This window comes from Gluconobacter sp. Dm-44 (assembly GCF_018256175.1).
GTDB lineage: Bacteria > Pseudomonadota > Alphaproteobacteria > Acetobacterales > Acetobacteraceae > Gluconobacter > Gluconobacter cadivus.
In genome coordinates, this window is the sequence record NZ_JAERLZ010000002.1 from 281865 (window position 1) to 296814 (window position 14950).

The 14950-nt window shown below is 62.9% G+C and carries 16 protein-coding genes; 10 read left to right on the top strand and 6 right to left on the bottom strand.

The window, feature by feature from the left end; translation table 11 throughout:
• Positions 1–45 precede the first annotated feature (45 nt).
• The 4 genes from thrS to JK213_RS04370 all read right to left on the bottom strand — a co-directional run bounded on the left by thrS (position 46) and on the right by JK213_RS04370 (position 4815).
• On the bottom strand, positions 46–1983 hold the full coding sequence (gene thrS, locus JK213_RS04355; RefSeq protein WP_194261169.1) for a threonine--tRNA ligase: 1938 nt from the start codon (positions 1981–1983) through the stop codon (positions 46–48).
• 113 nt (positions 1984–2096) lie between these two features.
• Entirely contained in the window at positions 2097–3131 is a 1035-nt protein-coding gene (locus JK213_RS04360) for a glycosyltransferase family 2 protein (protein WP_249200403.1), read from the bottom strand.
• A gap of 17 nt (positions 3132–3148) precedes the next feature.
• Complete coding sequence (locus JK213_RS04365; RefSeq protein ID WP_194261171.1) at positions 3149–4069, bottom strand: glycosyltransferase family 9 protein; 921 nt, start codon at positions 4067–4069, stop codon at positions 3149–3151.
• 80 nt (positions 4070–4149) lie between these two features.
• Positions 4150–4815 (bottom strand): nucleotide exchange factor GrpE, encoded by a 666-nt coding sequence (locus JK213_RS04370; RefSeq protein WP_194261172.1) that lies wholly within the window; start codon positions 4813–4815, stop codon positions 4150–4152.
• A gap of 162 nt (positions 4816–4977) precedes the next feature.
• On the opposite strand from JK213_RS04370, the gene JK213_RS04375 reads away from it, so the two are divergent.
• Entirely contained in the window at positions 4978–5748 is a 771-nt protein-coding gene (locus JK213_RS04375; protein WP_062031216.1) for a response regulator transcription factor, read from the top strand.
• Positions 5749–5901: 153 nt separating this feature from the next.
• Positions 5902–7605, top strand: coding sequence for a stimulus-sensing domain-containing protein (locus tag JK213_RS04380; RefSeq protein ID WP_408872058.1), 1704 nt, complete (start codon positions 5902–5904; stop codon positions 7603–7605).
• Positions 7606–7739: 134 nt separating this feature from the next.
• Here the strand turns inward: JK213_RS04380 and JK213_RS04385 are convergent, their stop codons facing one another.
• Positions 7740–8099 (bottom strand): UrcA family protein, encoded by a 360-nt coding sequence (locus tag JK213_RS04385; RefSeq protein WP_194261174.1) that lies wholly within the window; start codon positions 8097–8099, stop codon positions 7740–7742.
• A gap of 169 nt (positions 8100–8268) precedes the next feature.
• Positions 8269–8619 carry an endoribonuclease L-PSP gene (locus JK213_RS04390; protein ID WP_194261175.1) on the bottom strand — a complete coding sequence of 117 codons (351 nt, stop codon included), beginning with the start codon at positions 8617–8619 and terminating at the stop codon, positions 8269–8271.
• 92 nt (positions 8620–8711) lie between these two features.
• On the opposite strand from JK213_RS04390, the gene JK213_RS04395 reads away from it, so the two are divergent.
• The 8 genes from JK213_RS04395 to JK213_RS04430 are packed head-to-tail and all read left to right on the top strand — an operon-like array spanning position 8712 to position 14909.
• Entirely contained in the window at positions 8712–9185 is a 474-nt protein-coding gene (locus JK213_RS04395) for an HPr kinase/phosphorylase (RefSeq protein WP_194261176.1), read from the top strand.
• Positions 9186–9219: 34 nt separating this feature from the next.
• Positions 9220–10200, top strand: coding sequence for an RNase adapter RapZ (gene rapZ / locus JK213_RS04400; RefSeq protein ID WP_194261177.1), 981 nt, complete (start codon positions 9220–9222; stop codon positions 10198–10200).
• Entirely contained in the window at positions 10197–10637 is a 441-nt protein-coding gene (locus JK213_RS04405; RefSeq protein WP_194261178.1) for a PTS sugar transporter subunit IIA, read from the top strand. The genes rapZ and JK213_RS04405 overlap by 4 nt, the downstream gene beginning before the upstream one ends.
• A 14-nt stretch (positions 10638–10651) precedes the next feature.
• Positions 10652–10942, top strand: a complete 291-nt coding sequence (locus tag JK213_RS04410; RefSeq protein WP_194261179.1) for an HPr family phosphocarrier protein — start codon at positions 10652–10654, stop codon at positions 10940–10942.
• Positions 10935–12797: a phosphoenolpyruvate--protein phosphotransferase gene (gene ptsP / locus JK213_RS04415; RefSeq protein ID WP_194261180.1), complete on the top strand. Its 1863-nt coding sequence runs from the start codon at positions 10935–10937 to the stop codon at positions 12795–12797. The genes JK213_RS04410 and ptsP overlap by 8 nt, the downstream gene beginning before the upstream one ends.
• 57 nt (positions 12798–12854) lie before the next feature.
• On the top strand, positions 12855–13409 hold the full coding sequence (locus tag JK213_RS04420) for a Fur family transcriptional regulator (RefSeq protein WP_194261181.1): 555 nt from the start codon (positions 12855–12857) through the stop codon (positions 13407–13409).
• A 5-nt stretch (positions 13410–13414) separates the two neighbouring features.
• Positions 13415–13870 carry a hypothetical protein gene (locus JK213_RS04425; protein WP_194261182.1) on the top strand — a complete coding sequence of 152 codons (456 nt, stop codon included), beginning with the start codon at positions 13415–13417 and terminating at the stop codon, positions 13868–13870.
• Positions 13871–13889: 19 nt separating this feature from the next.
• Positions 13890–14909: an asparaginase gene (locus JK213_RS04430; RefSeq protein ID WP_194261183.1), complete on the top strand. Its 1020-nt coding sequence runs from the start codon at positions 13890–13892 to the stop codon at positions 14907–14909.
• Positions 14910–14950 lie beyond the last annotated feature (41 nt).

The window sequence follows — 14950 nt, forward strand, 5'->3', positions numbered from 1 at the left end:
TTCTGCACATAGTCCTGCCTTACGCGCGGTGCAAGGGGATTACGTTCAATCCTTTGTCGCACGCGCGATGTCAGGGGCCTGAGCCTCTTTCGCGAGAGCCGCAACGGCTTCGTCGAGCGACAGGATTTCCTGCGTCGCGCCCCCCAGACGCCGCATGGCGACCTTGCGTTCCTCGGCTTCGCGACGACCAACGACCAGAATGACCGGAACGCGCGCAAGGCTGTGTTCGCGGATCTTGGCGTTGATCTTGTCGCTACGGATGTCGGTTTCGACCTGGAGTCCCGCGGCCTTGAGGGTCGCGGCGACTTCGTTGGCATAATCGCCGGCATCGGAGACGATGGACGCTACGACAACCTGCGTCGGTGCCAGCCAGAGTGGGAACTTGCCGGCATACTGCTCGATCAGGATGCCGATGAAGCGCTCGAAACTGCCGAGAATCGCGCGGTGCAGCATAACCGGACGATGACGGTTGCTGTCCTCGCCGATGTAAGAGGCGTCCAGACGTTCCGGCAGGACATAGTCCACCTGAAGCGTACCGCACTGCCAGTCACGGCCGATGGCGTCCGTCAGCACGAATTCCAGCTTCGGGCCGTAGAACGCGCCTTCGCCCGGATTGTATTCGTACTCGACGCCCGCGATTTCGCAGGCTTTCTTGAGCGCGCCTTCCGCCCGATCCCAGACCTCGTCCGAACCCGCCCGCGTTTCCGGACGGTCCGAGAATTTCACGCGGAAGCTCTCGAATCCGAGGTCGGTGTAAACCTCGGCCAGCATTGCCACGAACTTGGCGGTTTCGTCCGCGATCTGGTCGTCCGTGCAGAAAATATGCGCGTCGTCCTGCGTGAAGCCGCGCACGCGCATAATGCCGTGCAGCGCGCCCGACGGTTCGTAACGGTGACAAGCGCCGAATTCGGCCATCCGCAGCGGCAGTTCACGATAGGAACGCAGGCCGTGGCGGAAGATCTGCACGTGGCACGGGCAGTTCATGGGCTTCAGCGCGAGGGTTTTGTCTTCGTCCTCGACGCTCGCGATGAACATGTTCTCGCGATACTTGTCCCAGTGGCCCGAAGCCTCCCAGAGCGCACGGTCCACGAGCTGCGGGGTGCGGACTTCCTCGTAGTTGTTCCGTTCCTGCGCGCGGCGCATGTAGTCCTGGAGGACTGTGTAGAGGCGCCAGCCCTTGCGGTGCCAGAAGATCTGTCCAACGGCTTCTTCCTGAATGTGGAAGAGGTCCATCTCGCGGCCGATGCGGCGATGATCGCGCTTTTCGGCTTCTTCAAGGCGCAGGAGGTGGGCATCCAGCTCCTTTTTGTCGCGCCAGGCGGTGCCGTAGATGCGGGTCAGCATGGGGTTGCGATGGTCGCCGCGCCAGTAGGCCCCGGCCACGCGCATCAGCTTGAACGCCGTGCCGACATCACCGGTGGTGCGCAGATGCGGGCCGCGACACAGGTCGAGCCATTCGCCCTGACGGTAGATCGAGATCTGCTCGTCTTCGGGCAGATCCTGAATCAGCTGGGCCTTGAAGTCCTCGCCCTTCTCTTCGAAGAAGCGGATGGCCTCGTCACGGTCCCAGACCTCGCGGACGAACGGCGTGTTGGCCGCCACGATCTCGCGCATCTTTTCTTCGATGGCCGGGAAGTCTTCCGGGGTGAACGGCTTCTCGCGGGAGAAATCGTAATAGAACCCGTCCTTGATGCTCGGCCCGATCGTGACCTGCGTTTCAGGCCACAGGGACTGCACGGCTTCAGCCAGAACATGCGCCGCGTCATGGCGGATCATTTCCAGCGCGTCCTCATCCTTGCGGGTGACGAACTTGACGGACGCGTCGCTGCTGATTTCGGTGCTGATATCGACGGGCTTGCCGTCCACTTCCATCGCCATGGCAGCCTTGGCAAGGCCCGGTCCGATGGAGGCGGCGATCGTCGTGCCCGTCACCGTCCCGTCGAATGTGCGGACGCTTCCGTCGGGGAGTGTGATGGCGGGCATGGAGATCGCTCCTGTGCGAGTGGGACCGGCAGATTGCTCTGCCGAAAAATGAACGGGTAAATGGCCTCAATCCCCGTCCCGCCGCAACCCCCAGACGAACAGTCGAACCGTTTTCAGGTCGCTTTGTCCGTTTGGATCAGCAGAGGTGGCGCATCATGGGGATCGGACGACCGTCCTTCGTCCCATCCGAGCGTGACATAATGGAGGAGCGGCCAGATCCCGTAATAGGCGTCCTGCGTCACGTCCGGATTGCTCCGGGCATAATACAGCGGATCGAAAACCCGATACTCGTGCTGTTGCCCGTCATCGCGTGCCCGATGTGCCACAAAGCCGGACGGGATGCTGAGGGGAGGGTGCGGAACGCTCTCTCCTGTGCCCAGCAGAATGCCCGGATCGACGCCCAGATCGCGGAAGCGCTGCGCGATTATGGGCGCATAAATATTCGGAACGGGTCGGTAAGCGGCAGCAAAATCCTCGGCGTCCGTACGGAAATAGAAGTGAAGATGTGTCCCGTCCGCAGGGTGTTCCAGTGCTTCGCCTGTGTCTGTGGCAGTCAGTTTCTGGCGCGCAAAGCGGCGGATATCTTCATAATCGGGGCGGTTGTGCAGATGGAGATGCACGAAAGGCGTACGGACATAGCGCTCGGGATAACGGCTTTGGGGATTGTGGAAGCCACGGTCCAGGCTGACGATCGTTCGTGCTTTGAATAAACTGCGTCGTACGATCTGGGGCAGGTAGTAATCCGGCGCCTCTGGCACGTTCAGCAGCAGGCGTTCGGTAATGAAGGTCGCGTTTTCCTGCTTCAGATAGTCGAACTGTCGCCGAATGACGTCAGGGTCGAGCGAAAGCTGGTCCAGAAAAACCGTCAGGAATTCGTCGCAGTCCAGCGGGATGGCAAAGTCGTAGGACTCTTCTGCATCCCACTGACGGATGATCCCGGCAATGACCTCGCCTTTATGCAGAAAATCGCTGTGCGATGCGTGATCGCGGATGATCCGTACGCCTTTTTCTTCATAGCGGCGCTGGATCTCCAGAACGGTGGGATCGGTCGACCCATTGTCGATCACGGTCAGGCTGGGAAAGCCGAAAATCGCCGCGTGCCATAGAATCCAAGGCTCCAGCAGGGTCGCCTCGTTCTTCTGCATCATGACGCAGCGGATTCGGGTCATCGGGACAGCAAGGCGTTCATGCAGGTCTCGACCCGTTCCACGGGCAGCATCGCCAGATCGGGCACCACGATCAGCTCTGTTCTGCCGGACGTGAGGGTGAGGGGGGCCGTCAGGCGCGGATCGCTGTCCGGGCCAAACAGCGTGAGGCAGGGTGTGTCCATCGCGGCAGCCAGATGCATCGGGCCGGTGTCGTTGCCAATCACGAGGGAGGCACGGTCGAGCACGCCCGCGAGTTCAACCATCGTGGTCTGGCCCGTCAGGTCGAGGGCGGTTGGGCAGATGTGCAGGATGTCCTGAGCCAGCGGGGCTTCGGTCCGGGTTCCGACGATGACCGGACGGATGCCCTTCGCGGCAAGGGATTTTGCGATTTCGGCAAAGCGGGGCGCGGGCCAGCGTTTCTGAGGGCGGTGAGGGGCTGCGCCCGGTACCAGAACGGCATAGGGGGCAGCAATGTCCGGCCCATGGCCCTGAAGCCAGCGCGGAACACTGCGTGACAGGGGCGTGACCCCCGCGTCATGGAGTTGATCGTCCAGCCGGGCCAGCGTGTGCATAGCGTTGCGAGACGGATTGCCGTGCGGATGGCAGCAGCCATCGGAAATGCCTGACCAGTTTGCAGGCTGTCCTGCGAGGCGGAAATAGGTTTTGGAGCGACCCGAGGTCTGAAGATCGAAGACCCGGTCATAACCGCGCAGCTTGCGCGACAGGCGCCATAGTCCGGGCAGGTTCCGCATCGACGGGCGGTCATCCGTCAGGATCTCGTCGAACCACGGCGCGGCGCGGGCCAGATCCACGAAAGGCGCGGTCGTCAGAAGGGTCAGCGTGGCGTGGGGGAAAGCGGCCCGGATGGACGCGAAAGCGCCGAAAGCCTGAACGAAATCGCCCAGCGCGCCGAGTTTTATGACAAGTATGCGACTCATGAGCCGACTTTAGCAGGGTGTTGCGGAACGCCAACCGTTCCCGGCTGCCGTTCCGCAAAGAAAATGGCCCCTGTGGCCAATTAGGCCGTGGTGTCGACGCCCTGCGGTGCCGCAGCCGGTTCGCCCTTGGCGACCACGACCATGGCGGGCTTCAGCAGGCGGCCCTTGAGCAGCCATGCCGGCGTCCAGGCCTGCATGACATGGCCAGACGGATGCTGGTCGGATGGCTGTTCCGCCATCGCCTGATGCAGGTTGGCGTCGAACGGCTTGCCGGTCGGGTCTTCGCAGGTGATGCCGTTGCGCTCGAGAATGCCGAGGAACGAGCGCTGCGTGCCTTCGATTCCCTCACGCAGCTTCGTGATGAGGACGTCTTCGCCTTCTGTCTTGGCGGGCAGGGAGGCCAGACCGCGCTCAAGATTGTCAGCGGCTTCCACCACATCGCGGGCGAATTTCTGGATGGCGTACTGGCGGGCATCCTCGATATCGCGCTTGGCGCGGGCGCGGATGTTCTGGCTTTCGGCTTCGGAGCGGACCCAGCGGTCCTTGAGTTCCGCAACCTCGGCTTCAAGAGCTTCGATGCGGGCTTCGGGAGTCGTCTCTTCCAGCGTTTCACCGCCGGTTTCGTTCATGCCCGGTGTCTCGTGTCCGGAGGTCTCGACGCCCTGTTCAGGCACGTCATGGGCCGTTTCCGGCGAGGCGTTGTGGTCTGTCATGTCACGACCTTCTTTGGTGGGACGGGCCATCATGCGGCCCCGTTCTTCTTCAGGAGATAACGCTGATTGTCCTAAAGACAAGGGTTGCGCCGTCGCATAACGACGCATCATGTCATTGAAAAGCCTATTTTCCGCCATCATGGATCATGGGTTATAGGTAAAAAGCCGCAACAGTTCTCAGCAGACGGACCCCTTATGGAGACGCCCCGAACCCCCTACGCGCCGCCCGCGCCTGCCTCGCAGACGCCGCCCGGAGCTTCCGCCGCGCCGATTATCGCGCTGGTGGACGATGACCGGAACATTCTCGCGTCGGTTCAGATGACGCTCGAAGCCGAAGGATTTACCGTCCACACCTATACCGATGGCGAAAGCGCGTTGCAGGGCATCACGTCGCGCCCCGTCAGCCTTGCGGTGCTGGATGTGAAAATGCCGCGCATGGACGGCATGGAACTGCTCCAGCGCCTGCGCTCGCGCTCGAACCTGCCGGTTATTTTCCTGACGTCCAAGGACGAGGAACTGGACCAGCTTATGGGCCTGCGTCTGGGGGCTGACGACTACATCACCAAGCCGTTCTCCCAGCGCCTGCTGATCGAGCGTATCCGCGCTTTGCTGCGTCGTCAGGATGCCAGCCGGGCCGAGGCCACGGGTGTGGCAGCCGTCGGCTCCGCCATCGTGCGGGGCAAGCTCTCGCTGGACGAGACGCGTCATCAGTGTCTGTGGGACGGGCAGGACATTGCGCTCACGGTCACGGAGTTCCTGCTGGTCAAGGCTCTGGCCCTGCGGCCGGGGATGGTGAAGTCGCGCGATCAGCTCATTGATGCCGCCTATGGCGACAACATCTATGTCGATGACCGCACGATCGACAGCCACATCAAACGCGTGCGGAAGAAGTTCCGGCAGGTGGACGACGAGTTCAACCAGATCGAGACGCTCTACGGCATCGGCTACCGCTACCGGGACGAGTAAGCGCGCGTGGATGATGATTCGGAGGCTTTTCCGACAGGCCATATTCTCGATGCCGACCGGCTGGAACAGGGCCGGGACCGGCGGCGTGCCGAATCGGCCCGGGCTGCTCTGCGGGCGGGGCTGGGCGAGTCCTTGCGGAAAGTCGGCGCAAAGATTCTGAAGCGCCTGCGCCCGCGCCGGGCTTCGGAAATCTCGCTATCGCGGCGGCGTCTGGCGTCCCCGCTTCTGGTGCGGATTCTGCTGCTCAACGCTCTGCCGCTCGCCCTTCTGGCCGTCACGCTGCTGTTTCTGGACCAGTTCCAGAACGGGCTGCTGGAAACCGACGTCAACGCCCTGCGCGAACAGGCTCATATCTATGCAGGCGCGCTTGGCCAGTCCGCTGTTCGGGTGAGCGCGCATGGGTCGGGCCACCCCGCGCCCGGTGGCAATCTGGAACTGGACGTCGCGCAGGCTCGCCCGCTTCTAGCCAGCCTGACCGAGCCGAGTCCGAATGCTCACGCCCTGCTGTTCGATCCGGATGGCAAGCTTGTCGTGGACAGCCGCACGGCGTCACGTCGCAAACAGGATCATGCGCTCCCCGACCCCGTCGATGGCACGCCGTGGCAGCCACCGCGCAACAATATTCTGGAAAGTTTCTACGACTGGCTGCTGTCGCTCCTGCCGCTGACCTCCAGCGAGGAAGTCACGCTCGACACCAACGATACCGCCATGGACGGTCCGCATGATGCCCGGCCGCTCCAGTCGCAGGCCGAACTGCCACCCTTCATCCGCCGCACCAAGGATCATCAGCTTGTCGTGACGGTGGTGGAGCCGGTTGTCCGTGATGGTGTGACGGTGGGCGAAATCCAGCTGACCCGCCACGCGCCGGAAGTGGACCGCACGCTGTTCGCCGTCCGGTCCTCGATCCTGTCACTGGTTCTGGCGGCGCTTGTCGTGACGGTGCTGCTGTCCTGGTATCTGTCGCTGACGATCGCGCGTCCGCTGTTGACTCTGGCGCGGGCGTCCAACGACATGCGCGAGGCGGATGGGCGCAAGGATCTGGTGCCTGAACGGCTGCTTGTCCGTCGGGACGAGATCGGCGTTCTGGCCCGCTCGCTTCGGGGCAGTGCGCTGGCGCTCTGGGCGCGGATGGATGACATCGAGCGCTTCGCCGCCGATGTCAGCCACGAAATCAAGAACCCGCTTTCCTCCATCCGATCCGCCGTCGAGACGCTGCCGCGCATCCAGATTGCCGAGCGGCGCGACAGGCTGATGGGGATCATCAACAGCGACGTCAAACGGCTTGATCGTCTGATTACTGACATTTCCGACGCCAGCCGGATTGATGCCGAGCTTTCCCGCGTGCGCCCTGAACCCGTTTCGGTCGTCGCCCTCCTCGCCATTCTTGCAGAAATGCACCAGACCACTCGCCGGGAAAACGATCCCGTGCTGCGTCTGGACGTCCGCGATCAGGACCCGCCGCTCAAGGCGCTGGCCGTGGAGGATCGTCTGGTGCAGGTGCTGCGGAACCTGATTGGAAATGCCGTCTCGTTCTCGCCGCCGAAAGGCATCATCGCGCTCCATGCCAGCGCACGAGACATCGCGGGTAGCGGGCCGGGAACGGGGAGTGTGGTGGAAATCACCATCACCGATCAGGGTCCCGGTATTCCGCCCGGAAAGCTGGAAAGCATTTTCGACCGCTTCTATTCAGAACGCCCCCAAACCGAGAACTTCGGCCAGCATTCCGGCCTCGGGCTCGCGATCAGCCGACAGATCATTCATGCCCTGCGCGGAAATCTGTTCGCCGAGAACCGGATGGATGCGTCCGGCGCGATCAGGGGTGCCTGTTTCGTGGTGCGGCTCCCCCGCGCGTCCTGACGCTGCCATCCGGCCCGTGCCCTGCACCGTAATGGCTGGTTCCGGGGACAGACCCGCAATCGCGCCCGGAACAAGAGCCGCCGCCACTGGCAGCGCCAGCATCAGGGCCGCAAAAGCGGTCCGGGACATGGTCGTCACTTCCCGGCGGAGAGGGCAAGGATCACATGACCAGCCTGATGCCGCGCGCGTTGCTGGTCCCGCAGGACGTAAAGATCCTCATGGGCGCGGGAGAACGCGTCCTGCTCGCAGTCGGCGCCATCGCTGTCTACCAGCCAGTTGTCATGAATGAGCTTCTGGCAGACGGCGTGGGACGCCTGGGTAATTTTCTGGTTGGCGATGGTCCAGTCGCGCGTAGTCCTGAGATCCAGCGACGAGAGGTCGATTTCCGTGCTGGTCGTCCCGATCCCGCTGGGAGCGGCATGAGCGGCCTGAAGCGGCAGGGCAAGGCTGGCGGTGGAGAGAGCGCAGAGCAGCAGAGTGGAAAAACGGATCATGGCACGACATTCCTGAAGTCGGTTCCGACGCTGATTGCGTCTGGAAATCTTCAATGCAGGAAGCGTGCCAGTTTTTATTTTCAGTCAGAAAAATTCGATCTTCAGCAGACTGAAAATGAATTATTTCGGAAAAATTATAAAATCCGCCATGAAGTGGCGTATTTTTTCACTATCCGTGGGGTGTGGCGGTCAGGCTGAGGGCGATGCGCTGTTCGGGAAGGGGGAAACGCTGCACGATCCGCAAGGTCAGGGCGGGTTTTGCTGCGCCCAGAGCCTCGTTCAGGGCTGTCTGGCACTGGTTGAACGTTTGCCCTTCGCGGATCATGGCCGCGACATGCCGGGTATGGTTCAGCGTGAGGCCATGATCGGCCAGCGCCAGAGAAATGGCCGACAGTGCTGCCTGACATTCATCCGTCAGCCGTCCGGGGCGGTCCCCATCCGGGCTGAAACCGCTGAAATCCGTGCAGGTAACCTCGTCTCCATGTACGGTGACGGTCGGGGAGGGGAAGGATGTGCCCATGGTGGTTCTGAGTCCTGATCCATGTCAGGGGGCCGTCATGCCCCTGTCCGGCCCAAGGTCTTAGTCTGCTCCTGAGGAGGTCGCAATCCGTCATGTCTGTCCCGACATCCCTGCCCGAAGGTTCGGTCCATGCAAGTTGTGTGGCGTGGAACGGGGCGGCTGTCCTGATTTCGGGGCCATCGGGCTCGGGGAAATCGGAACTGGCTTTGCGGCTGATGGATGCGGGTTTTGACCTCGTGGCGGATGACCGTGTGCTTCTGGAGGGCGCGGTGGCTTCGGCCCCCGCGCGACTTGCGGGGCTGATTGAAGTCCGGGGTGTGGGAATCCTGCGGATACCTTTTGTTGCGAAAGCGACGGTGCATCTGCGGGTCTGTTTGGGGCAGGGGCAGCCCCGCCTGCCCGAATCGTGTCGGGACCCGTGGACGGGTGCGGTGATGTTGTCTCTGGAGCCCGGTTTTCCGGGAACGGTGGCCCGGATCAGGACAGCGCTCAAAGCCTGTTGCGGTTCTTATGAATGGGTTGCAGGGGCCGGAGAAACGCTAAAAAAACGTGAAGGTTTGAAATAGTTCCGTACCAAAAGAAAAAAGGCTAGAGTGTGGCATGGCATCGGCGAACCATCCCGAGTCTGGCTCCTTATCCGGCTATGGTCACGGGTCCCGTCGGATCCTGATTGTAACGGGTCTGTCCGGGGCGGGAAAATCATCCATATTGCGGGTTCTGGAAGATCTGGGTCATGAGGTCGTGGACAACCCACCCCTGAACCTGATCCAGGCGCTCGCCTCACGGGCCGGACAGAATCTGGCCATCGGAATCGACGTCCGCAGTCGCGGGTTCGAAGCCTCCCGCGTTCTTGAAGAACTGGAGCGCCTTCGCCTCCTGCCGGACTGTGTGGTGCAGCTCCTCTACGCCACCGCCGAACCTGAAATCCTTCTGCGTCGCTTCACCGCCACGCGCCGCCGCCATCCGCTGGTCACCAGCGGCACCATTCTTCCCGGAATCGAACAGGAAACCGCTCTTCTGGCTCCGCTGCGCGCCAATGCGGATCTGGTGATCGACACGTCCGACCTGCCCTCGCCGGAGCTGCGCCAGCTGATCGAGACGCGCTTTGGCTGCTCGGGCGGGGACGGGCTGACGGTTGCGCTGATGTCCTTTGCCTATCCGTCAGGTCTGCCGCGCGAAGCCGACATGGTTTTCGATGCGCGTTTCCTGCGCAATCCGCATTATGATCCGTTCCTCCAGCCCATGACCGGTCTGGATGAGGCAGTTGTGCAGTACGTGAAGTCGGACCCGGCCTATCCCGCCTTTTTCGGCCATATCCAGAGCCTTCTGGAACTGGTGCTTCCCCGTTTTGTCGCGGAAGGCAAGAAATATGCCACTATCGCTATCGGATGCAGCGGCGGACGCCATCGCTCGGTGACGATCGTGGAAGAACTGGCCCGTATTCTTCCCAAAGCCATGCCGGTCGGGCCGATGATGGTTCTGCACCGCGAACTCGCCCGCAAAGGGGTGGCCCCCCGGCGCTGGGCCGTCCCTCCACAGGACCCGCCACAGGATCTTTCTTTACAGGACAGAACGGTATGATCGGACTCATGCTGATTACGCACGGACGTCTTGGCGATGTCCTGCTGGAAACGCTGGTTCATGTCGTGGGCTCGCAGACTCAGGTGGGCGTGGTCGGTGTTGCGGATGATGACGATCCCGCCGTGCTGCGTCCTGCGGCCGAGCGCCTGCTCCAGCGCCTCGATACCGGCGATGGCGTTCTGGTGCTGACGGATATTTTCGGAAGTTCGCCTTCCAATCTGGCGCTGTCCCTGCGCGAGCCGGGGCATGTCGAAGTCGTGTCAGGCGTGAATGTGCCGATGCTGGTCAAACTGGCGAAAACACGTCGCGATCTGGACCTTGCGGGTTGCGTGGAAAAGGCCACAATGGCGGGGCGGAAGTATATCGCCGTGGCGTCACAGCTTCCCGCCCCCTGCCTCCATGGAGGGCCGCGTGCCTGTACGCTGCCGGTTCATTGAATCGAGTTCGCTGAATGAGTGATACGACCCTGTCCGTCCCGCCGCGCACTGTCAGCATCGTCAATCATCTGGGCCTTCATGCTCGCCCCGCCGCCAAGATTGTGACGACTGCCGAGCGCTTCGACGCTGAAGCCACGATTGCTCACGGCTCCAATGTCGTCTCTGCCCTGTCGATTATGGGGCTGATGATGCTGGGGGCCGGGGAGGGGCAAAGCGTAACGCTCCGTGCTCATGGTCCTCAGGCTGCCGAGGCGCTCGATGCTCTGGAGGCCCTGATCGCGGACGGATTTGGCGAGCGTGACTGAAACGCCGCCCCGTCGCCGCTCTTCCCGACAGCCCCGCCGCAGCGCGTCCTCCAGTACGTTTCTTCAGGGCAAGGCCATCACGCCCGGTATGGCACTCGGCCCTGCCGGACGGGTTGAAGCCCTCCCGCTGCCCGACATCACTGAACGCTACAGCGCCATCGGGCCGGAGGCAGAGAACGTCCGTCTGGACGAAGCCATCGCCCGGTCGTTTCATCAGATCGAGAAAATGCGCGACCGGCTGGTCGGTCTGCCGGAAGAGGGGCGGGCGGAAATCGCCTCCCTTCTGACGGTCTATGAACGGATGCTCGGTCCGTCGCGGCTGGTGCGTCAGGTGAGGGAGCGGATCGCGGGGGAGGGGCTTTGTGCGGAGGCAGCCGTTTCGGACGTCACGCAGGAGCTGGCGGCGCAGGTCTCGCGCATGGCCGATGCCGTTGCACGGGAAAACAGCGCGCAGGACGCCGACGCCAATCTGCGTCTTGCGGGCGAGTTCGAAGAAGTCGGGCGTCGCCTGATGCGGAATCTGACCGGCATTTCCTATCGCGCGTTTTCCAGTCTCCCTCCCGGCTCTATTCTGGTGGCGGAGCAGCTTCGTCCGGCCGATGTTGCCATGATCGATCCTGCGCGGATTGCGGCGGTCGTCACGCAGGGCGGGGGTGGCGCGGACCACACCGCTATTCTGCTGCGCGCGCTCGATATTCCTGCCATCCTCGCCGTGCCGAACCTCATGGCGCAGGTTCAGGAAGGCGAGATGCTGGTCGTGGACGGGCATCTCGGGACCGTCACGCTATCGCCCAACGAGACCGAACTGCGTCTGGCGGCAGAATCCGCACAACGTGAAGTCAGGGAAAAGCGGGCCTTCGGGCGGCTCAAGCGTCTGCCAGCCCAGCTTCAGAGCGGCGAGGATATCGAGCTTTCGGCCAATCTGGAGCTTCCGGCAGAAATGCCGATGCTTCTCCGCAATGGTGCGAAGGGCATAGGTCTTCTGCGCAGTGAGTTCCTGTTTGGTGAACGCGAAGACTTGCCGGACGAAGACGGGCAGACCGATGCCTATCGCGCCATCGTGCAGGCCATGGACGGCCGCCCCGTCACGATCCGCGTGCTGGACTGGGGCGGCGAGAAAGGTCGTGCCTGTATGCGTCGGCTGGGGCTGGCGGAGCAGGTGGCGGATGGTGGCAATCCTGCGTTGGGCCTGAGAGGCGTGCGTCTGCTCCTGCGGGTGCCGGAGGTGCTGGAAACGCAGTTCGCCGCGATCCTGCGGGCCGCCGAGTCTGAAGAAGGCGCAGCCATCGGTCGGGTGCGGATTTTGCTGCCGATGGTGACGTCCGCAGACGAAATCGTTGCGGCGCGGGAGATCTATGACCGGGTAATCCGACGCCTCAAACGCAAAGGCCATACGTTGCCCGATCCGCTGCCGCCGTTGGGGATCATGATCGAAACTCCCGCTGCCGCTCTGACGGTGGATACGCTGGCCCGGCACGCTGATTTCATGGCGCTCGGCACCAATGACCTGACGATGTACACGCTCGCCGTGGACCGTTCGGATTCCATGGTGGCGGACCGCTACAGTCCGCTTCATCCGGGTGTGCTGCGGCTGATCGAGGCGGCGGCGGATTCGGCCCTGAAGGCGCGCCGTCCGATTTCGGTCTGCGGGGAAATGGCGTCTGATCCGCGCGTGGTGGCGCTGTTGATCGGTCTGGGTCTGCGGTCCTTTTCCATGAACTCTGCGTCCCTGCCGCGTGTGAAGCGCCTGATCCGGACCCTGACGCTCGAAAACTGTGACCAGCTCCGCCGACAGGTAATGCTGGAAAGCGATCCGGACGTGATCCAGGATCTGGTGCGGCAGTTCGCAACCTGACACTGTTTGCGCGTGGGTCTCTCGGCAAAGCGGGGCGGGGATGCCATATTGACGTCCATGCCGGATTCTTCTGCCACTGCTGATACGCTCGTCTTTTCGTCCGAAGTCACACAGCGCCTCGACCTCACGGCCGAGTGGTGCCAGCGCAACGGGCAGCGCCTGACCGAGACGCGTCGGCAGGTGCTGGGGCTGATCCTGTCCAGCGAGAAGCCGTCCGGGGCTTATGATCTTCTGGCCAGACTGCGCCCCGCCCATCCAAAAGCCGCCCCGCCTACGGTTTACCGGGCGCTGGATTTTCTGCTGGAAAACAGCCTGATCCACCGCCTGGAGCGGTTGAGCGCCTTCGTGGGCTGTTCGCATGCCGTGGAGTGTCCGCATGGCTGCAACCACCATGACGAAGGCGGAATGCACCGGGCGCAGTTTCTGATCTGCCGGGGCTGTGACCGGGCGTGGGAACTGGAGCAGGAGGCCATCGCGCCGGTTCTGACCCGTGCCGCGCAAAGCATGGGCTTTAAAGCCGAGTCCGCGACCGTCGAAATCGAAGGCCTGTGCGTGGCCTGCCAGAAAGCCGGTGCCCTGCCGGTCCGCCGACCGAAAACCACGGCAGGCTGAAACGCATGGGCCGCCGTCGTTCCCCGTCGTCGGCGCTGCTGTTTGAAACGCTGCCCCAGTCCCGTCGTCCGCGCCCGGAAAATCCGCTGCCCCGCGTTTCTGTGGCCCCGACTGATCAACCGGATCTTCTGGGCTGGACACCACCGTTGACGCATCTGGATGCGGATGAGGTTGAGGCCTGTTTCTTGAATCCTGTCGGGTTCCGCCCTCCGTCCGGGGAGGCGTTTGTGTATCATCTGACGGATATCGTCAGCGCCCGGATGATTGTGGAAAATGGCCTGTCTCTGACGGACGGCCTCAGGTTCCGCACGGCCGCGCATCTGGCGCAGGATCTTGCGGATGCTCCGGTGACGGAAGATCTGGGGATCGTGCGTGTCCGGCGGCGTCTGATCCAGCCCTGGCTGACGGCGGATCGTCAGGACGGCCGTCCGTGCTATGTGCTCGGTCCGGAAACATCATGAGAGGCAGGGAGAGTATCATATGGCAGCACAGTCGGGCCTTCTGGCCGAGGTCACGCGCGGCGGACGTGTCGAATCCCATCATCTGGGCCGGGCGGTTGTGGTGGATGCCGATGGTGGCGTGGTCTGGTCCTGCGGGGACGTGGAGGCTGCGGTGTTTCCGCGTTCGACCGTCAAATCCCTGCTGGCGATCGAACTGGTGGAAAGTGGCGCGGCGGACCGTCTTGGCCTGAGCAACGATGCGCTGGCGCTCGCCTGTGCCTCGCATGGTGGCGAGAAAGCCCATGCTGACATGGCGGCCACGATGCTGGAATCGGTCGGCCGGGATGTCGGGTCTCTGGAATGTGGAACGCACTGGCCGACCTATGAACCGGCTGGCCGCGCGCTGGCGGCTGCCCATCAGGACGCCTGTCCGCTGCACAACAACTGTTCGGGCAAACACGCGGGCATGGTGTGCCTGTCCTGCGATCAGGGCGTTGACCCGACCGGCTATATCGACCCGTCCCACGAGATCCAGCGCCGCGTGACGGATGTGCTGGCCGCCATGATGGACACGCCGCATGACGACGCAAACCGGGGCATGGATGGCTGTTCCATGCCGACCTATGCCGTCCCGCTGAAGGCACTTGCGAAAGGTTTTGCAAGATTTGGCGCGGGAACCGGATTGTCCGAAGGGCGTTTCCGTGCGGCCACACGTCTTCGTGAGGCCGTGGCGGCCAATCCGTTCATGGTCGCCGGGACGGGGCGCTATGACACGAAAATCATGGACCGGTTCGGCGCGCGGGCCTTTGTGAAGATGGGCGCGGAAGGCGTGATGATCGCGTCTTTGCCGGAACTGGGCCTTGGGCTGGCCATCAAGACTGATGATGGCGCCAATCGCGCTGCGGAAGTCGCCATGTCTGCCCTGCTGCGTCGCTTCGGCGGCGAAACGCTGTGTCGGGACGCCGCAGACCGCGACATTCTGGACGCAACCGCCACGCAGACCATGCGGAATTGGAACGGGTTCACCGTCGGCGAACTCCGCAGTGCGCTCACGCTGTAAACGGTTTTGTGTTATAGGTTACGGATATGACATCCACATGA